Here is a 16,862-nt window from a genome sequence, read left to right on the forward strand (position 1 = left end):
CTTACTTTCTCCAGCCCAGAATGAGGTCGAAAAACACCCATTCGAGCGTCTTGTCGGTGAGCCAGAGGAAGACGGACATGATCGCCACGAAGGCGAACACATAAGCCGTCATCTGCATTGCTTCCTTGCGGGTCGGCCACACGACCTTCTTGACCTCGCGCCACGAGTCGCGGCCAAAAGCCCACAACTGACGGCCATTCTCCGAACTGCCAAAGGCACCCACCGCAGCGGACAGGCCGACCAGCAGCGCAGCCCACTGGACCAGCGAACCTTGGCGCGACAGCAGATAGAACGCCACGATGGCGCCCACTGCCAGCACAACAGCCGCGGCCAACTTGGCCTTGTCTGCGCCGGTGCTCACGGTTTCGATTTGAGAAGTGGCCATGGTTGGCTGATTTCCTGCGCCTTTCGGCCTTCTATTCAATGCGCCTCTTGAGACGCCGAAGCCCATCGGGTCACGATGGGCTTTTTCGGGGTGCCACCTAGGTGGCAGGGGCAGTAGGAATCGAACCTACAACCTTCGGTTTTGGAGACCGACGCTCTGCCAATTGAGCTATACCCCTCCGGTACTCTTTTCGCTCGGCTTAGATGTCGAGGATCTTCGCCACGACGCCCGAACCCACGGTGCGGCCGCCTTCACGGATGGCGAAGCGCAGGCCTTCTTCCATCGCGATCGGGTTGATCAGCTTCACGGTGATGCTGACGTTGTCACCCGAACCCACGGTGCGGCCGCCTTCACGGATGGCGAAGCGCAGGCCTTCTTCCATCGCGATCGGGTTGATCAGCTTCACGGTGATGCTGACGTTGTCGCCGGGCATGACCATTTCCTTGTCCTTGGGCAGCTCGATCGCGCCGGTCACGTCCGTCGTGCGGAAGTAGAACTGCGGACGGTAGTTGTTGAAGAACGGCGTGTGACGGCCGCCTTCGTCCTTCGACAGGACATACACCTCGGCGGTGAAGTGCACGTGCGGCTTGATCGAGCCGGGCTTGCACAGCACTTGGCCGCGCTCGACTTCTTCGCGCTTGGTGCCGCGCAGCAGCACGCCGACGTTGTCRCCAGCCTGGCCCTGGTCCAGCAGCTTGCGGAACATTTCCACGCCGGTGCAGGTGGTCTTGACGGTCGGGCGGATGCCGACGATCTCGATTTCCTCGCCGACCTTGATCACGCCGCGCTCGACAGCGCCGGTCACGACGGTGCCGCGACCCGARATCGAGAACACGTCTTCGACGGGCATCAGGAAGGTGCCGTCCACGGCGCGCTCGGGCGTCGGGATGTAGGTGTCGAGGGCTTCGGCCAGCTTCATGATGGCGCCTTCGCCCAGTTCGCCCTTGTCGCCTTCGAGGGCGAGCTTGGCCGAGCCGTGGATGATGGGGGTGTCRTCGCCGGGGAATTCGTACTTGTCGAGGAGTTCGCGGACTTCCATTTCGACCAGYTCGAGCAGTTCCTTGTCGTCRACCATGTCGCACTTGTTCAGGAACACGATGATGTAGCCCACGCCCACCTGGCGAGCCAGCAGGATGTGTTCACGGGTCTGGGGCATCGGGCCGTCGGCGGCCGAGCACACCAGGATGGCGCCGTCCATCTGGGCAGCGCCGGTGATCATGTTCTTCACGTAGTCGGCGTGGCCGGGGCAGTCGACGTGTGCGTAGTGGCGGTTGGCCGTTTCGTACTCGACGTGCGCGGTGTTGATCGTGATGCCGCGRGCCTTTTCTTCAGGAGCCGCGTCGATCTGGTCGTAGGCCTTGGCTTCGCCGCCGAACTTGGCCGACAGCACCGTGGCGATCGCCGCCGTCAGCGTGGTCTTGCCGTGGTCGACGTGACCGATCGTGCCCACGTTCACGTGCGGCTTGGTGCGGGTGAATTTACCTTTTGCCATTTTTCNTCGCCGCCGTCAGCGTGGTCTTGCCGTGGTCGACGTGACCGATCGTGCCCACGTTCACGTGCGGCTTGGTGCGGGTGAATTTACCTTTTGCCATTTTTCAATCCTTGAAAGAGCAGTCCCGTGTGTTGGTTTTATGTCTGCATCCGATTGCTGGTTCGCCTCGCACGGGAACGTGGCGGCACCGGATCGCAGACAACGAGGGCCACGCACCGCGCGGCCCTGCATTCTTGAAAACTTACTTTGCGCGAGCAGCCACGATGGCTTCGGCAACGTTGCGCGGAGCTTCGGCGTAGTGCTTGAACTCCATCGTGTACGTGGCGCGGCCTTGCGACATCGAGCGCAGCGTGGTCGAGTAGCCGAACATTTCCGACAGCGGCACCTCGGCCTTGATGGACTTGCCGCCACCGATCATGTCGTCCATGCCCTGCACCATGCCGCGGCGTGAGGACAGGTCGCCCATCACGTTGCCGGCGTAGTCTTCGGGCGTTTCGACTTCCACGGCCATCATCGGCTCCAGGATCACGGGGCTGGCCTTGCGGGCGCCTTCCTTGAAACCGAAGATCGCGGCCATCTTGAACGCCATTTCGTTCGAGTCGACGTCGTGGTACGAACCGAAGTGCAGCGTGACCTTGACGTCGACGACGGGGTAGCCTGCCAGCACGCCTTGCGTCAGCGCTTCGACAACGCCCTTTTCCACCGCAGGGATGTATTCGCGAGGAACCACACCACCCTTGATGGCGTCGACGAACTCGAAGCCCTTGCCCGCTTCCTGCGGCTCGAGCTTCAGAATCACGTGACCGTACTGGCCCTTGCCGCCCGACTGGCGAACGAACTTGCCTTCGGCTTCTTCGACGGTCTTGCGGATCGTTTCGCGGTAGGCCACTTGCGGCTTGCCGACATTCGCTTCCACGCCGAATTCGCGCTTCATGCGGTCCACGATGATTTCGAGGTGGAGCTCGCCCATGCCGGCGATGATGGTCTGGCCCGATTCTTCGTCGGTCTTGACGCGGAACGACGGGTCTTCCTGAGCCAGGCGCTGCAGGGCGATGCCCATCTTTTCCTGGTCGGCCTTGGTCTTGGGCTCGACGGCCTGCGAGATCACCGATTCCGGGAACACCATGCGCTCGAGCGTCACGACGGCTGCGGGATCGCACAGGGTTTCGCCCGTGGTCACTTCCTTCAGGCCCACGCAGGCAGCGATGTCGCCGGCGCGGATTTCGTTGACTTCTTCGCGGTTGTTCGCGTGCATCTGCACGATACGGCCGATACGTTCCTTCTTGCCGCGCACCGGGTTGTAGACGCTGTCGCCCTTGGTCAGCACGCCGGAGTAGACGCGCACGAAGGTCAGCTGGCCCACGAACGGGTCGGTCATCAGCTTGAATGCCAGCGCCGAGAACTTCTCGTTGTCGTCAGCCTTGCGGGTGACGGGCGCTTCGTCTTCGTCGGTGCCGTTGACCGGCGGAATGTCGGTCGGTGCCGGCATGTATTCGACGACGGCGTCGAGCATGGCCTGCACGCCCTTGTTCTTGAAGGCCGAGCCGCACAGCATCGGCTGGATTTCCCCGGCGATGGTGCGCTGGCGGATGGCCTTCTTGATTTCTTCCTCGGTCAGCTCGTTGCCTTCGAGGTACTTGTTCATCAGCTCTTCGCTGGCTTCGGCAGCCGCTTCGACGAGCTTTTCGCGGTATTCGTTGCAGACATCGGTCAGGTTCGCGGGGATGTCACCGTAGGTGAAGGTCACGCCCTTGTCTTCGTCCCAGATGATGGCCTTCATCTTCACGAGGTCGACGATGCCCTGGAAGTGCTCTTCGGCACCGATCGGGATCTGGATCACGACGGGGTTGGCCTTCAGGCGGTCGACCATCATCTGGCGCACGCGCAGGAAGTCGGCGCCGGTGCGGTCCATCTTGTTGACGAACGCGAGGCGGGGCACCTTGTACTTGTTGGCCTGGCGCCAGACGGTTTCCGACTGGGGCTGCACGCCGCCGACGGCGTCGTACACCATGACGGCGCCGTCCAGCACGCGCATCGAGCGCTCGACTTCAATGGTGAAGTCCACGTGGCCGGGGGTGTCGATGATGTTGATGCGGTGTTCTTCGAACTTGCCAGCCATGCCCTTCCAGAAGCAGGTGGTGGCAGCCGACGTGATCGTGATGCCGCGCTCTTGCTCTTGCTCCATCCAGTCCATCGTGGCGGCACCGTCGTGCACTTCACCGATCTTGTGGTTCACACCGGTGTAGAACAGGATACGTTCGGTCGTCGTGGTCTTGCCAGCGTCAATGTGCGCGGAGATACCGATGTTGCGGTAGCGCTCGATGGGGGTCTTGCGGGACATGATTTACTTTCGGGTTAAATGCGTTGAGCGCTGGTTCTCGAGTACGGACGACATCGCCCGACACTCAAGATCCAACGCCCAAGCTGTGTCTGATTTTTAGAAGCGGAAGTGGCTGAATGCGCGGTTGGCTTCTGCCATGCGGTGCACTTCGTCGCGCTTCTTCATGGCGCCGCCACGACCTTCCGTGGCTTCCATCAGTTCGTTGGCCAGACGCAGGGCCATCGACTTCTCACCGCGCTTGCGGGCAGCTTCCTTGATCCAGCGCATCGACAGGGCGAGGCGGCGGACAGGACGGACTTCGACCGGCACCTGGTAGTTCGCACCGCCAACGCGGCGCGACTTCACTTCGACCATCGGCTTCACGTTGTTGATGGCAACGGTGAAAGCCTCGAGAGGGTCCTTGTCCGGGTTCTTCTTTTCGATGAAGTCGAGAGCACCGTAGATGATGCGCTCGGCAACAGCCTTCTTGCCGCCTTCCATGATCACGTTCATGAATTTGGACAGCTCGACATTGCCGTACTTGGGATCCGGCAGGATTTCACGTTTGGGGACTTCGCGACGACGTGGCATTTTTCTAACCTCTTTGCTTCAGTTGGCATCGTTTCCGATACCGCGAGAGCCAGTCAGGACTCTCACTTACTCGACCCGGGATTGGGTCACTTCGTTCGACAAGCCCGCCAAGGCCATCGAACACCGCTTGTTTTTTGACAACAGGAAGGCTTAAGCCTTCTTGGGACGCTTCGCGCCGTACTTGGAACGCGACTGCTTGCGGTCTTTCACGCCTTGCAGGTCGAGCGAACCGCGCACGATGTGGTAACGCACACCGGGCAAGTCCTTGACACGACCGCCGCGAACCAGCACCACGCTGTGTTCTTGCAGGTTGTGGCCTTCGCCGCCGATGTAGGAGATGACTTCGAAGCCATTGGTCAGACGGACCTTGGCAACTTTACGAAGCGCCGAGTTGGGCTTCTTTGGCGTCGTGGTGTAGACGCGGGTGCAGACACCGCGACGTTGCGGCGAGTTCTGCATGGCAGGGCTCTTCGAATTGATCTTTTCGACCGTTCGACCCTGACGCACCAGTTGATTGATGGTTGGCATGAATGAATTAGTCCCAAAACGCCCCGGCCTTGGCTGTGAAACCGTCCTTGTCCTTGTCGTGACGCAAGGCAGGGAAACCGGGAATAACGAAAACGTGAAACCCTTCGGAAATTTCCGAAAAGCCCACGAGTATAGCAAACGAGTATGAAACAGCAAGGTCAGCCGTGGCGTCTGGCCGCCGGCGGCCTTGCAATCCCACTGATTTACTTGATCCAGAGCCGCACGGCATCCCAGGCGCGGCCGAATATCCCTGCCTGCTCGACGGGCTCCAGGGCGACCAGCGGCACATCCGCGACCGGCTGGTCGTCCAGGGTGACCTTGAGCGAACCGACGGGCTGGTACTTGGCGAACGGCGCCACCAGCGGATCGGGGCGCGACACCTGGGTCTTGATCTTGGCGGCGGTGCCGGCCGGCACCGCGACCACGATGGCCTCCGGACGGCCCAGCTTCAGGATGTTGGCCTTGCCCTTCCAGACGGCCGGGGTGGCAGCCGGCTGGCCTGCGTCGAACAGGCGGACCGCGTCGTAGGCCGTGTAACCCCAGTTCAGCAGCTTCTGCGACTCGTTGGCGCGCACGGTCTCGCCGGTGGTGCCCAGCACGATCGACAGCAGGCGGCGCCCGCCGGTCAGGTTCGGGAAGTCGCGCTTGGCGGTGGCGATCATGCAGTAGCCGGCCGCTTCGGTGTGGCCGGTCTTCAGGCCGTCGACGGTCGGGTCGCGGAACAGCAGCAGATTCCGGTTGGTGTCGTTGGTCGACGGCGTGCCCGGATAGCGGTATTTCTTGATGGCGTAGTACTTGGCTTCCTCGGGGAAGTCGCGCACCAGGCGGGTCGCCAGGATGCTCAGGTCGCGGGCCGTGGTGGTGTGGCCGGGGGCCGTCAGGCCTTCGGGGTTCTTGTAGCTGGTGTTCTTCATGCCCAGGGCCTTGGCCTGGGCGTTCATCATTTCGACGAAGTGCTCCACCGTGCCGCCCACGCCTTCGGCCAGCGCCACCGTGGCGTCGTTGCCGGACTGCACGATCAGGCCCTTGATCAGGTCTTCCACCGGCACCTGCATCTTGGGGTCGATGAACATGCGCGAGCCGGGCATCTTCCATGCGCGCGGGCTGACCGGCATCGTCTGGGTCAGCGTGATCTTCTTGGCGCGCAGCGCGTCGAACACCACGTAGGCCGACATCAGCTTGGTGAGCGAGGCCGGCTCGACCGGGCTGTCGATGTCCTTCTGCGCCAGGATCTGGTTCGCGGTCACGTCGAGCAGCAGGTAGCTGCGCGCGGCGATTTCGGGCGGCGTCGGCACCTGGGCGACGGCGATCAGGTTGACGGATGCAGCGGCGGTAAGGACCAGCGCGCGGAGCGCGCCAAGAAAACGATTCATGGGGAGTTCGGAAAGAGACGAAAACAAGCCTGCGAGGCTTTCACGCGATGTCCGCGCGCAGATGGCGGACCACGAGACTTTTGAGCAGCGGCAATTGTCCGTGAAAGAAATGACCGCCCCCGGGAACGACTGTGACAGGAAGTGACTGGGGCCGCGCCCAATCCATCACGGCGGAGAGCGCCACGGTGTCGTCGGCTTCGCCATGAACCACCAGCATGCGCTCGTGCGCCTCGGCCGGCAGCGTGGCCACGGTGTTGCGCGCGGCGGCCGTACCTACCAGCACGATTTGCCGGATGTCGCGCTCGGCCCAGAGTCTTGCGGCGGCGCCGCTCGCGACGAAAGCGCCGAAGGAAAAGCCGGCGATCGCCAACGGACCTTCGGACGCCAGCTGGCCCACGACATTCAGCATGTCTTCCAGCTCGCCGCGTCCTTCGTCGTGTACGCCTTCGCTGGCACCCACGCCACGGAAGTTGAAGCGCACCGTGGTCCAGCCGCAGGCGACGAAAGCGCGCGCCAACGTCTGCACCACCTTGTTGTCCATCGTGCCACCGAACAGCGGGTGCGGATGGGCGATCACGGCAATGCCGCGCGCAGCACCCGCAGGCTGGTCGCGTTGAACCTCGATCGCGCCGGCGGCGCCCTGGAGGCTGATCTTTTCGGTCTGGGAGTTCATTGGCGCAGGGTACGAGCGGAGGGTCGGTGGAAAAGTTCAGCGTCCGACATCGGGAGGCAGCACGAGCCGCTCGACGACCTGGCCGTTCTTCAGGTGCGACTCGACGATCTCGTCGATGTCCTCGCTGTCGACGAAGGTGTACCAGACGGCTTCGGGGTACACCACGGCCACCGGCCCGCCCGCGCAGCGGTCGAGGCAGCCGGCCTTGTTGACGCGCACCTTGCCAGGCCCTGCGAGCCCCTGCTCCTTGACCTTCGCCTTGCAGCGGTCGAAGCCCTCCTGTGCGTTATGCATGGCGCAGGAGTCTTCGCCGTTCTTGCGCTCGTTGAGGCAGAAGAAGATGTGGCGACCGTAATAGCCGGACGGCTTGGCGGGAGAGGAACTGGGCATCGGCAGATTTTAGTGACCGCCTCCCGGCGCCGTTGCCCGGACGCTCAGACCGTCGCGACGGCGGCGGGCCGGCTCCGCCGCGACAAGGCGGCCACCACGTACGCCAGCACGGCGAATGGCCAGGTCCAGCCGAGCCACTGCGCCAGCCCGTGGAAGCGGATGAAGCGCCCCTGCTCCCAGGTGGCCAGGGTCTGGGCGAAGTACGCGCTCTCGGGCGCCTGGTTCAGCAGGCTCAGCTGCAGCACGAGCCCCACCAGCAGCAGTGCCGCGCAGAGGCGGCGCGACGCGAAAAGCAGCAACACGCCGGCGAACAAGGCCGCGGCCATGCCGACCTGCACCGGCAGGTCCAGCCATGCCCATGCGTGCTCGGGCCCGTAGCTCAATGCCGCCGACAGCGCCGAGGCCGCGATGCCGGTCAGCAGCGTCAGCGGCAGCAGGACCGCGCGCTGGGCCACGGAGCGCGCCACCAGGTAGCCCAGCAGGCACGGCACCAGCGCGCCGAGCATCACGCACAGCAGTTCCACCGCGGGCACCAGCGGTTCGAGCTCGAACTGCCGCAGCGGAAGCCAGTCGATGAAGGGCGTGTCGAGCAGCCATTCGGAAATCGCCACTTCGAGCCGCTCGAACACCTGCCCGAGCCCGAAGGTGACGGCGGCCGGAAACAGCAGCGCGAAAGGCCACAGCGCGAGCAGCACCAGCGCGCCGCGCGACTCCTCGACGAACCACTGCGAACGCGCGCGGCTCCAGTGCGCAACCGCGCCCAGCCGCTCCAGCCCCGCCGCCAGCACCGCGCCGAGGACGGTGCCGATCGTGTTGAGCCCCAGGTCCACATTGGAAGGAATGCGCGCGGGCAGATAGCTCTGCAGCGTCTCCATGGCGAAGGCGATCGCCGCGCCCGCTATGACGGCTCGCAGCACGGCATGCCAGACGGCGGCGGTCCGGCCCGTGCGCAGTGCCGCCAGGGCGCAGAGGAAGCCGAAGGGCATGTAGCCCACCACGTTGACGGCAAAGTCGAAACCGGTCCAGTACTTGGGCCAGGGCGCCGACAGGTAGGCCCAGGGCGCGATCCCCTGGTCGCGCCAGTCGGCGAACGGATAAAGGCTGGCGTAGACAATCAGCGCCGCATAGGCGAGCGCCAGGGGGAGCGCGGTTGACTTGTGCGGCCTCTCCACCATGTGCACCGGGTTTCAGAACGGCTTGACGACCACCAGGATCACGATGCCCAGTAGCAGCAGCACCGGCAGTTCGTTGAACCAGCGGAACCAGCGGTCGTTTCGCCGGTTCTCGCCCGCCACGAAGCGGCGCAGCAGCACGCCGCAGCCATGGTGATAGCCGATGGCCACCAGCACCAGCGCCAGCTTGGCATGCATCCACCCGTTGCCCGGGCCGCGCCCGATGCCGTAGCCCAGCCAGAGCCACAGGCCGAAACCGAGCGCTGGAACTGCCAGGAAAGTCGTGAACCGTATCAGCTTGCGCGCCATCAGCAGCAGCCGTTCGCGCTCGGCCACCGACTCGGGTGGCACCATCGCCAGATTGACGAAGATCCGGGGCAGGTAGAACAACCCCGCGAACCAGCTTGCAATGAAGACGATGTGAAGAGATTTGACCCAGAGCATCGCGGCAGTTTAGTGGCGCCCCTCTCGCCGGCCCCGGGTTTTGCGCCGACGGCTCTGCACGGCGGGCAAAAAAAAGCCCGACGTCTTCACGTCGGGCTGGGAAGCCCTTTTGCTGTCACACATCAAGGCACCCGCTCAGGGAGGAAAAGCGGGGAGCGGCAAGCCGCCCGCTTCAGAATTTAACAAAGACGAAACAAGGTTTCAAGCGACTGAGGCACTTTCTTTGACATTTAAGGCAAAAAACTTAGAACCTTGGTTCTACGATTTTCCGTAGTTGTCAGACAACCGCCTTCTTCGAGGGAGGCACCGCGAAATGTCGCTTCAGGCACAATTTTGGATATATGACGTCATCATCTTCCCCCTTGGCCATGTTCCCCGCCGGGCGGCCACGGCGCCTGCGCCGCGATGCCTTCACCCGCAACCTCGTGCGGGAGCACGCGCTGACGGCCAACGACCTGATCTACCCGGTGTTCGTGCAGGAAGGCGAAAAACGCCGCGATGCCGTGCCTTCGATGCCTGGCGTGGATCGCCTGAGCCTCGACCTGCTCCTGCCCGTGGCCGAGCAGTGCGTTGCCGCCGGCATCCCGGTGATGGCGCTGTTCCCGGTGATCGACGCCAGCCTCAAGACACCCAGCGGCGACGAGGCCTTCAACCCCGACGGGCTGATTCCCCGCATGGTGGCCGCCCTCAAGGCGCGCTTCCCCGAACTGGGCGTGATGACCGATGTCGCGCTCGACCCCTACACCAGCCACGGCCAGGACGGCCTGCTCGACGACACCGGCTACATCCTCAACGATGCGACCGTTGAAGTGCTGGTGAAGCAGGCGCTCACACAATCGCAAGCTGGCGTCGACATTGTGGCGCCCAGTGACATGATGGACGGCCGAATCGGCGCCATCCGCACCGCGCTCGAGGCCCGCGGCGACGTGCACACGCGCATCATGGCCTACAGCGCCAAGTACGCCAGCGCCTTCTACGGCCCCTTCCGCGACGCCGTGGGTTCGGCCGCCACGCTCGGCAAGAGCAACAAGAAGGTCTACCAGATGGACCCCGGCAACAGCGACGAGGCCCTGCGCGAAGTGGCCATCGACATCGCCGAGGGCGCCGACATGGTGATGGTGAAGCCCGGCATGCCCTACCTCGACATCGTGCGCCGCGTGAAGGACCAGTTCCACGTGCCGACCTTCGCCTACCAGGTGAGCGGCGAGTACGCGATGCTCAAGGCCGCAGCCCAGAACGGCTGGCTCGACCACGATGCCGTGGTGCTCGAAAGCCTGCTGGCCTTCAAGCGCGCCGGGGCCGACGGCGTGCTGACGTACTTCGCGCTCGACGCCGCGCGCCTGCTCCAGAAGTAGCGCGCACTGGCATGCGCATCTTCGAAATCAATCGCTCGCAGGTCAGCGAGCACTCCGCACTGACGCCGTTGACCGTGCCGGGCGCGTGCGGCGCAGGCGGCTACCTGTGGATCTCGCTCACGCGCGAGGAATTCCGGGCCTCGCTGGCCGAGGTGCAGCAGATCCTGCAGACCCTGTGCCTCACGCAGCTGGTCGACCTGCACGTGGCCGACCTGCTCAACGATCAGCTGCCTTCGCACTACGACTACACGTCCCAATACGACGTGCTGGTGTTCCGGCGCCTTGCCAATGGAAACGGGCAGGGCCAGGAGGCCCCGGCGGGAGGCGCGGCGCCGCGCCTGCCCCGCAGCGGCCCGCCCGTGCTGCGCCGCGTCGACACCCGTCCGGTCGGCTTCGCGGCGTTCGACCGCGTGCTGCTGTCGGTGCACCCGGAAGACGGCGCGGTGCGCGACGCCTTCGCCGCGCGGCTGCTGGCGACCGGCTCGCCCGACGACCGCGGCGCGCCAGCGCTCGACGTGCGCGCCACCTCGTCGCGCGTGCCGGCCAGCCCTTCGGACCTGATGCTGCGCGTGATCAACCAGATCGTCGACGGCTACCTCGACTTGCGGCGCGAACTCACCAAGCAGCTCGACCACTGGCAGACCGAGCTGATCGACCCGCGCAGCCGCTTCACCAACTGGGGGGCGCTGATGGAAGCGCGCCAGTCGCTGCACCACCTGGACGAGATCTGCGAGGACCAGCGCGCCGCCATGCAGGACTGGATCGACTCGCTCGAGACCCTGCCCGTGCCCAAGGGCGAGACCGAGCGGCGCGAGCGCGAACTCATCATGATCCGCAGCCGCGACGTGCTCGAGCACATCGAGCGCGTGGTGCACCACGTGCACCGGCTGGAGCAGAACGCCGAGACCGCCGTGCAGATGCACTTCAGCGTCCAGGGCCACCGCGCCAACGACATCATGCGGGTGCTGACGGTGCTCACCGCCGTGTTCCTGCCGCTCAACCTCATCGCAGGCATCTTCGGCATGAACTTCGAGTTCATCCCGCTGGTGCACAAGGCCGACGGTTTCTGGATCGCGATGACGTCGATGCTGGTCATCGCCGTGCTGCTGGTGCTGATCTTCTGGCGCAAGCGCTACCTCGCCCGCACGCGCTGACTCCCCTATATATCAGCGGCAAATGCAAAAGGGCCACGCTTTCGCGTGGCCCTTTTGCATTTGGGCAACCCCGAGGGGCCGCTTCGATTACTTGGCGATAGCGCCCGAACCTTGCTGCGCCTGGAGTGCGTCAGCCGGGTTGGCCATCGTCGAGATCACCTTGCTGTTGACGCGCGAACCCGAGCTCACGTTCTGGTCGGGAGCGTAGGCGGTGCGAACGGCTTCGGCTTCGACGATCGCACGGTCCTTCGACACGGCGACGGTTTCCGCACCGCGCGAACCGCGCACGACGTTCTGGTTCGGAGCCGACGCGGTGCGTGCGGCTTCGGCGTTGACGTCGTCGCGGCTCTTGGCCGAGACGGCGGCGTTCACGCCTTGGTAGGTTTCGGCTTGAGCGCCAACAGCGCCAACAGCGGCAAGCAGGGTCAGAGCGGCAGCGGCGAGGATTTGCGAGGTCTTCATGTTCAGTTCTCCTAGTGTGTTCGTCGGATGGTTCGTCCACCAGGCTTGCTGGTTCGCTTGCCTGTGCGGCGAGTTTCCGGGCGAACTGCCTTGCCAGAACACTCGGATCAGAGACACCGTGTTTCCTCTATTGAAACAATACGAACATCAAGGCATGCCAGTAGAAGAAGACGGCCGGTTCCGGAACGATCCAGCCGTGGCTGGCAACGTCGGCGTGCACCACAGTGTCGCGGGAGTCGGCTAAGAAAAACCCCGGAGAATCGAACCATCACGTTCCCAAAACGGAAACAATGGGCTCATTCACATGGACAGTCTCGACCTGATCAGAACCTTTCGGGAAGTCGCCTCGCAAGGCAGTTTTTCCCAGGCAGCCAAGAGGCTCGACATGTCGAAGGCCACCGTCAGCAAGTACGTGGCCGAGCTGGAAACCCGCTTCGGCGTGCGTCTTCTCAACCGCTCCACGCGCTCGGTGAGTCTCACCGACGCCGGCCAGCTGCTGCTGGAGCGCAGCATCCCGATGCTCGAGATGGTCGAGCTCACCCAGTCGGAACTGCAGGACCGCGCCAGCCAGCCCGGCGGCCGGCTGCGCATCTCGGCCCCGCACGGCATGGGCAACGGCGAGTTTCCGAACCTGCTGGCCGACTTCATGCGCTACTACCCCGACGTGACGATCAGCCTGCAGCTGACCAACCGCACCGTCGACCTCGCCGAGGAAGGCATCGACGTCGAACTGCGCAGCGGCCCGGTGGAAGACGCCAACCTCATCGTGCGCAAGCTGCGCCTGATGAACATGGTGGTCTGCGCCTCGCCGATCTACTGGAAGAAGCACGGCAAGCCCGAGCATCCGCGCGACCTGTCGGGCCACGACGCCCTCACGTTCTCGCTGCTGGGCCAGCAGCCGGTATGGCGCTTCGACGACAACGGCACGCCGCTCGACGTGCAGGTGAAAAGCCGCATGGACTGCACCGAGGCCGCACCGCTGATCCGCGTGGCCATGCACGGCTTCGGTGTGATCTACCTGCCGTCGATCCTCGTGCAGTCCCACCTCGACCAGGGCGAACTCGTGCCCGTGCTGCAGGACTACGCGCGCAAGGACATGTGGCTGTCGGCGGCCTACCTGCAGCGGCGCCACAACAGCGCCGCGCTGCGCGCGCTGCTCGACTTCCTGCAGACGCGCGTGGGTCCGGAATCGGCGCGAAGAAGCAAATAAGAGCGCCGAGGCGCTGCTTCAGCCGACGTGCTTCGCAAAGAACGCCAGCGTGCGTTCCCGCGCCAGCTTTGCCGCGTCGGCGTCGTAGGAGCCGCGCTGGTCGCAGTTGAAGCCGTGGCCGACCGGGTACACGTGCACTTCCACCTCCGGATGCGCCTTCTTGAACGACTCGATGGTGTCCAGCGGAATCCAGTGGTCCTGGTTGCCGAAATGCGCGAGCACCGGCACCTTGGGCTGGCGCGCCGTTTCCTCGGGCGTGGTCATGCCGCCGCCATAGTAGGGCGCGGCTGCAGCCAGGCCCGGCAGCAGCGCCGCTGCGCGCCACACCAGCAGGCCGCCCCAGCAGTAGCCGACGATGCCGACCTTGCCGGCCTTCGACGCGTAGGCGATGGACGCCTCGATGTCCTGCAGCACGCCCGGCGCCGGCAGCGCCTCGACCGCCGTCTTCAGTCCGAAGCCGTTCTTCATGTCGTCTTCCGAATAGCCCAGCTCCACGCCCGGCTTGACGCGATGGAAGGTCGACGGCGCCACGGCGAGGTAACCCTCCGCCGCGTAGCCGTCGGCCACCGCGCGGATGTGCGAGTTCACGCCGAAGATTTCCTGCACAACGACCACCGCGCCGCGCGGCTTGCCCGCCGGCTCGGCCACATAGGCGGGAAAGGTGAAGCCGTCCTTGGCCTTGAGATCGATGAATTGACCCATGTTGTCTTGCTCCTTGATGGCAAATAGATGAATGAATGAATGAACGCCGGGGGTCAAGGGCGCAGCGCCCGCTCGACGAAGTCGAGGCGGTCCTGGCCCCAGAAGATTTCGCCGTCGATCACGTAGCTCGGCGCGCCGAACACCTGGATGTCGATGGCCTCCTGCGTGTAGGCCTCGTAGCGCTCCTGCACCGCCTGGCTCTGCGACTGCTCGGCGCGCTTGGGCGACAGCCCGCATTCGATGACCAGCGAATCGAGCACCTTCGGGTCGCCGATGTTGCGCTCCTGCACCCACACGGCCGCGAACACCGCCGCGCACATGCGCATGGCGGCCTCGGTGCCGTCGTGCATGTCGACCGCGATGATGAGCCGGGCCGCATCGTCGCTGGCCACGGGAAAGAACTTCGGCCTGGTGTTCAGCGGCAGGCCGAGGTGGCGCGAGAAGCGCGCCAGGTCGACCAGCCGGTACGCCTGGCGCTGCGGTGCGCGTTTTCCCAGCGGCAGCCCGCCCGACACAGGGAACACGCTGCCCATGTCGATGGGCCGCACGCGCACCTCGGCACCGGCGGCCGCGGCAATCGCCGCGAAGCGGGAATGCCCCAGATAGGTCCATGGGCTCTGTGGCGCAAAGTAGTAGTCGATGGTCCTGTTAGTGCTCATGCGCGTGCCCCCGATGATGTAATCCAAGCCAACGGTTTTAACTGACACGCAGTTTCTCTGCAGGAGGTAGGTTTTGGACCAAGTGCTCTTGATCACGGGCGGCGGGCGCGGCATCGGCGCCGCCACCGCCGTGCTCGCCGCGCAGCGCGGCTACGCGGTGGCCGTCAACTACGCCAGCAACTCGCTGGCCGCCGACGAGGTGGTGCGCACCATCCGCGCTGGCGGCGGCACCGCCATGGCCGTGCAGGCCGACGTGGGCGACGAGGCACAGGTACTGGCCATGTTCCAGAAGGTCGACGCCAGGTTCGGCCGGCTGACGGCGCTGGTCAACAACGCCGGCGTTGTCGACGTGCAGGCGCGCGTCGACGAGATGAGCGTGGCCCGGCTGGAGCGCATGTTCCGCATCAACGTGATCGGCAGCTTCATCTGCGCGCGCGAGGCCGTGCGGCGCATGAGCACGCGCTACGGCGGCGCGGGTGGCGCCATCATCAACATCTCCAGCGCCGCCGCGCGGCTGGGCTCGCCCGACCAGTACGTCGACTACGCCGCGAGCAAGGGCGCCATCGACACCTTCACCATCGGGCTGGCCAAGGAAGTGGCGGCCGAAGGCATTCGCGTGAACGCAGTGCGCCCCGGACTGATCGATACCGAAATCCACGCCTCGGGCGGCATGCCGGACCGCGCCTTCGATCTCGCGCCCACCGTGCCCATGCAGCGCACCGGCAGCGCGGAGGAAGTCGCGGGCGCCATCCTGTGGCTGCTGTCCGCCGAGGCCAGCTACACCACCATGGCCCTGCTCGACGTCGCCGGAGGCCGCTGACCATGAGCACCTCGATGGACCTGATCAAGCCGCTGGTCACGCTGGTGGCCATCGTCAACCCACTGGCCATCGTGCCGTTCTTCATCCACTACACGCAGGGCTACAGCGATGCGCAGCGCCGCCACACGGTGCGCATGTCGGCGTTCAGCGCGTTCGTGGTGATCGCGGTGAGCGCGCTGCTCGGGCTGCAACTGCTGTCCTTCTTCGGCATCTCGATCGCGAGCTTCCAGGTCGGCGGCGGCCTGCTGCTGCTCATGAGCTCGCTTTCGATGCTGAATGCCAAGCCGGCCGAGAGCAAGACCAACGTCGAGGAGCTGCGCGCCACCGAAGTGAAGGCCTCCATGGGCGCGTCCATCGCGGTGGTGCCGCTCACCATCCCGCTGCTCACCGGGCCGGCCACCATTTCCACCGTGGTCATCTACGCGGACAAGACGCAGCACCTGTGGGAGTTGGCGGTGCTGGTTGGCTACGGCGTGGTGGTGGCGCTGGCCACCGCGGTGGCCTTCTCGCTCGCGCAACCCATTGCGCGCGTGCTCGGCAAGACGGGCATCAACATCATGACGCGGCTCATGGGGTTGATCCTCGCGGCGCTAGCGGTCGAGGTGATGGCCGATGGGCTGGGGAAGCTGTTTCCGATCCTGCAGCGCGTGGGCTGATTCATTCAGCCCAGCATCTTCTCGATGACTCTCCAGTGCGCGGGTTCGACCGGCGTGATCGACAGCCGGTTGCCCTTGCGCAGCACGACCAGGTCAGCCAGTTCCGGATTCGCGCGCAGCTCGGGCAGCGCCAGCAGCCGCGTCTTGCGCAGCGCCTGCACGTCCACCAGCAGCCAGCGCGGATCGTCCTTCTTCGAGGCCGCGTCGTAGTAGGGCGACTTCGGATCGAACTGCGTCGGGTCGGGCTTAATGCCCGAGGCCACGCGCGCAATGCCCGCGATGCCGGGCTCCGGGCAGCTCGAGTGATAGAACAGCACGCCGTCGCCGACCTTCATGCCATCGCGCATGAAGTTGCGTGCCTGATAGTTGCGCACGCCGGTCCAGGGCACGGTGGCGCCGGGCGCGGCGAGCGCATCGTCGATCGAGACCTCGTCGGGCTCGGATTTCATCAACCAGTACTGTGGCATTGCGGTCTC

19 protein-coding genes, 1 tRNA gene and 1 pseudogene are annotated in these 16,862 nt (G+C 64.8%); 5 read left to right on the plus strand and 16 right to left on the minus strand.

Features of this window, described 5'->3' with window-relative positions; all coding sequences use genetic code 11:
- Position 1: 1 nt before the first annotated feature.
- The 12 genes and pseudogenes from secE to ASD05_RS24285 all read right to left on the minus strand — a co-directional run bounded on the left by secE (position 2) and on the right by ASD05_RS24285 (position 9,368).
- Complete coding sequence (gene secE, locus ASD05_RS24230; RefSeq protein WP_056597729.1) at positions 2-385, minus strand: preprotein translocase subunit SecE; 384 nt, start codon at positions 383-385, stop codon at positions 2-4.
- Between the two features lie 102 nt (positions 386-487).
- Positions 488-563: transfer RNA gene (locus ASD05_RS24235), tRNA-Trp, on the minus strand.
- Positions 564-584: 21 nt separating this feature from the next.
- Positions 585-1,877, minus strand: coding sequence for an elongation factor Tu (gene tuf / locus ASD05_RS24240; protein WP_082572269.1), 1,293 nt, complete (start codon positions 1,875-1,877; stop codon positions 585-587).
- A 6-nt stretch (positions 1,878-1,883) separates the two neighbouring features.
- A pseudogene (locus ASD05_RS31100) lies at positions 1,884-1,977 on the minus strand (GTP-binding protein); the annotation flags it as partial.
- A 141-nt stretch (positions 1,978-2,118) separates the two neighbouring features.
- Positions 2,119-4,218 carry an elongation factor G gene (fusA, locus tag ASD05_RS24250; protein ID WP_007829590.1) on the minus strand — a complete coding sequence of 700 codons (2,100 nt, stop codon included), beginning with the start codon at positions 4,216-4,218 and terminating at the stop codon, positions 2,119-2,121.
- Positions 4,219-4,314: 96 nt separating this feature from the next.
- Positions 4,315-4,788 (minus strand): 30S ribosomal protein S7, encoded by a 474-nt coding sequence (gene rpsG, locus ASD05_RS24255; protein WP_007829591.1) that lies wholly within the window; start codon positions 4,786-4,788, stop codon positions 4,315-4,317.
- Positions 4,789-4,938: 150 nt separating this feature from the next.
- A complete protein-coding gene (rpsL, locus tag ASD05_RS24260; protein ID WP_013543948.1) occupies positions 4,939-5,316 on the minus strand; it encodes a 30S ribosomal protein S12 in 378 nt (125 codons plus the stop codon).
- Positions 5,317-5,519: 203 nt separating this feature from the next.
- Positions 5,520-6,689 (minus strand): D-alanyl-D-alanine carboxypeptidase family protein, encoded by a 1,170-nt coding sequence (locus ASD05_RS24265; RefSeq protein WP_056597731.1) that lies wholly within the window; start codon positions 6,687-6,689, stop codon positions 5,520-5,522.
- 40 nt (positions 6,690-6,729) lie between these two features.
- On the minus strand, positions 6,730-7,362 hold the full coding sequence (locus ASD05_RS24270; protein ID WP_056597733.1) for an alpha/beta hydrolase: 633 nt from the start codon (positions 7,360-7,362) through the stop codon (positions 6,730-6,732).
- 36 nt (positions 7,363-7,398) lie between these two features.
- Positions 7,399-7,752, minus strand: a complete 354-nt coding sequence (locus ASD05_RS24275) for a (2Fe-2S) ferredoxin domain-containing protein (RefSeq protein WP_007829595.1) — start codon at positions 7,750-7,752, stop codon at positions 7,399-7,401.
- 44 nt (positions 7,753-7,796) lie between these two features.
- Positions 7,797-8,927, minus strand: a complete 1,131-nt coding sequence (locus tag ASD05_RS24280) for a VanZ family protein (RefSeq protein ID WP_200955481.1) — start codon at positions 8,925-8,927, stop codon at positions 7,797-7,799.
- A gap of 12 nt (positions 8,928-8,939) precedes the next feature.
- Entirely contained in the window at positions 8,940-9,368 is a 429-nt protein-coding gene (locus ASD05_RS24285; RefSeq protein ID WP_056597735.1) for a CopD family protein, read from the minus strand.
- Between the two features lie 368 nt (positions 9,369-9,736).
- Here ASD05_RS24285 and hemB point away from each other — a divergent pair, with 368 nt between their 5' ends.
- Together hemB and ASD05_RS24295 are read left to right on the plus strand one after the other, a co-directional pair.
- Positions 9,737-10,723: a porphobilinogen synthase gene (hemB, locus tag ASD05_RS24290; protein ID WP_056597737.1), complete on the plus strand. Its 987-nt coding sequence runs from the start codon at positions 9,737-9,739 to the stop codon at positions 10,721-10,723.
- Positions 10,724-10,734: 11 nt separating this feature from the next.
- On the plus strand, positions 10,735-11,877 hold the full coding sequence (locus ASD05_RS24295; RefSeq protein WP_056597738.1) for a magnesium transporter CorA family protein: 1,143 nt from the start codon (positions 10,735-10,737) through the stop codon (positions 11,875-11,877).
- Positions 11,878-11,964: 87 nt separating this feature from the next.
- Here the strand turns inward: ASD05_RS24295 and ASD05_RS24300 are convergent, their stop codons facing one another.
- Positions 11,965-12,339 carry a hypothetical protein gene (locus ASD05_RS24300; RefSeq protein WP_056597740.1) on the minus strand — a complete coding sequence of 125 codons (375 nt, stop codon included), beginning with the start codon at positions 12,337-12,339 and terminating at the stop codon, positions 11,965-11,967.
- 304 nt (positions 12,340-12,643) lie between these two features.
- On the opposite strand from ASD05_RS24300, the gene ASD05_RS24305 reads away from it, so the two are divergent.
- Positions 12,644-13,549: a LysR family transcriptional regulator gene (locus ASD05_RS24305; RefSeq protein WP_056597742.1), complete on the plus strand. Its 906-nt coding sequence runs from the start codon at positions 12,644-12,646 to the stop codon at positions 13,547-13,549.
- 18 nt (positions 13,550-13,567) lie between these two features.
- Here ASD05_RS24305 and ASD05_RS24310 read toward each other — a convergent pair whose 3' ends face one another.
- On the minus strand, positions 13,568-14,251 hold the full coding sequence (locus ASD05_RS24310; RefSeq protein WP_056597744.1) for a dienelactone hydrolase family protein: 684 nt from the start codon (positions 14,249-14,251) through the stop codon (positions 13,568-13,570).
- Positions 14,252-14,304: 53 nt separating this feature from the next.
- The gene (locus ASD05_RS24315; protein ID WP_056597746.1) at positions 14,305-14,910 is read right to left on the minus strand and encodes a 2-hydroxychromene-2-carboxylate isomerase; all 606 of its coding nucleotides are present in this window, start codon (positions 14,908-14,910) and stop codon (positions 14,305-14,307) included.
- A 73-nt stretch (positions 14,911-14,983) separates the two neighbouring features.
- Between ASD05_RS24315 and ASD05_RS24320 the strand changes: the two genes are divergently transcribed.
- On the plus strand, positions 14,984-15,730 hold the full coding sequence (locus tag ASD05_RS24320) for an SDR family oxidoreductase (protein WP_056597748.1): 747 nt from the start codon (positions 14,984-14,986) through the stop codon (positions 15,728-15,730).
- A gap of 2 nt (positions 15,731-15,732) precedes the next feature.
- Complete coding sequence (locus ASD05_RS24325) at positions 15,733-16,386, plus strand: MarC family protein (RefSeq protein WP_007829619.1); 654 nt, start codon at positions 15,733-15,735, stop codon at positions 16,384-16,386.
- A gap of 5 nt (positions 16,387-16,391) precedes the next feature.
- Here ASD05_RS24325 and ASD05_RS24330 read toward each other — a convergent pair whose 3' ends face one another.
- Positions 16,392-16,853 carry an EVE domain-containing protein gene (locus ASD05_RS24330; RefSeq protein WP_056597750.1) on the minus strand — a complete coding sequence of 154 codons (462 nt, stop codon included), beginning with the start codon at positions 16,851-16,853 and terminating at the stop codon, positions 16,392-16,394.
- Positions 16,854-16,862 lie beyond the last annotated feature (9 nt).

It is taken from the genome of Variovorax sp. Root434, from assembly GCF_001426595.1.
In the GTDB taxonomy this organism is placed as follows: Bacteria; Pseudomonadota; Gammaproteobacteria; order Burkholderiales; family Burkholderiaceae_C; genus Variovorax.

What these genes read in the sequence shown, in the direction of transcription:
- ASD05_RS24295 (WP_056597738.1), top strand. Translation starts at nt 10,735, where the DNA reads ATGCGCATCTTCGAAATCAATCGCTCGCAGGTCAGCGAGCACTCCGCA.
- ASD05_RS24280 (WP_200955481.1), bottom strand. Translation starts at nt 8,927, where the DNA reads ATGGTGGAGAGGCCGCACAAGTCAACCGCGCTCCCCCTGGCGCTCGCC.
- ASD05_RS24305 (WP_056597742.1), top strand. Translation starts at nt 12,644, where the DNA reads ATGGACAGTCTCGACCTGATCAGAACCTTTCGGGAAGTCGCCTCGCAA.
- rpsG (WP_007829591.1), bottom strand. Translation starts at nt 4,788, where the DNA reads ATGCCACGTCGTCGCGAAGTCCCCAAACGTGAAATCCTGCCGGATCCC.
- rpsL (WP_013543948.1), bottom strand. Translation starts at nt 5,316, where the DNA reads ATGCCAACCATCAATCAACTGGTGCGTCAGGGTCGAACGGTCGAAAAG.
- ASD05_RS24285 (WP_056597735.1), bottom strand. Translation starts at nt 9,368, where the DNA reads ATGCTCTGGGTCAAATCTCTTCACATCGTCTTCATTGCAAGCTGGTTC.
- secE (WP_056597729.1), bottom strand. Translation starts at nt 385, where the DNA reads ATGGCCACTTCTCAAATCGAAACCGTGAGCACCGGCGCAGACAAGGCC.
- ASD05_RS24310 (WP_056597744.1), bottom strand. Translation starts at nt 14,251, where the DNA reads ATGGGTCAATTCATCGATCTCAAGGCCAAGGACGGCTTCACCTTTCCC.
- ASD05_RS24325 (WP_007829619.1), top strand. Translation starts at nt 15,733, where the DNA reads ATGAGCACCTCGATGGACCTGATCAAGCCGCTGGTCACGCTGGTGGCC.
- ASD05_RS24275 (WP_007829595.1), bottom strand. Translation starts at nt 7,752, where the DNA reads ATGCCCAGTTCCTCTCCCGCCAAGCCGTCCGGCTATTACGGTCGCCAC.
- ASD05_RS24270 (WP_056597733.1), bottom strand. Translation starts at nt 7,362, where the DNA reads ATGAACTCCCAGACCGAAAAGATCAGCCTCCAGGGCGCCGCCGGCGCG.
- ASD05_RS24315 (WP_056597746.1), bottom strand. Translation starts at nt 14,910, where the DNA reads ATGAGCACTAACAGGACCATCGACTACTACTTTGCGCCACAGAGCCCA.
- ASD05_RS24330 (WP_056597750.1), bottom strand. Translation starts at nt 16,853, where the DNA reads ATGCCACAGTACTGGTTGATGAAATCCGAGCCCGACGAGGTCTCGATC.
- ASD05_RS24300 (WP_056597740.1), bottom strand. Translation starts at nt 12,339, where the DNA reads ATGAAGACCTCGCAAATCCTCGCCGCTGCCGCTCTGACCCTGCTTGCC.
- hemB (WP_056597737.1), top strand. Translation starts at nt 9,737, where the DNA reads ATGTTCCCCGCCGGGCGGCCACGGCGCCTGCGCCGCGATGCCTTCACC.
- fusA (WP_007829590.1), bottom strand. Translation starts at nt 4,218, where the DNA reads ATGTCCCGCAAGACCCCCATCGAGCGCTACCGCAACATCGGTATCTCC.
- ASD05_RS24265 (WP_056597731.1), bottom strand. Translation starts at nt 6,689, where the DNA reads ATGAATCGTTTTCTTGGCGCGCTCCGCGCGCTGGTCCTTACCGCCGCT.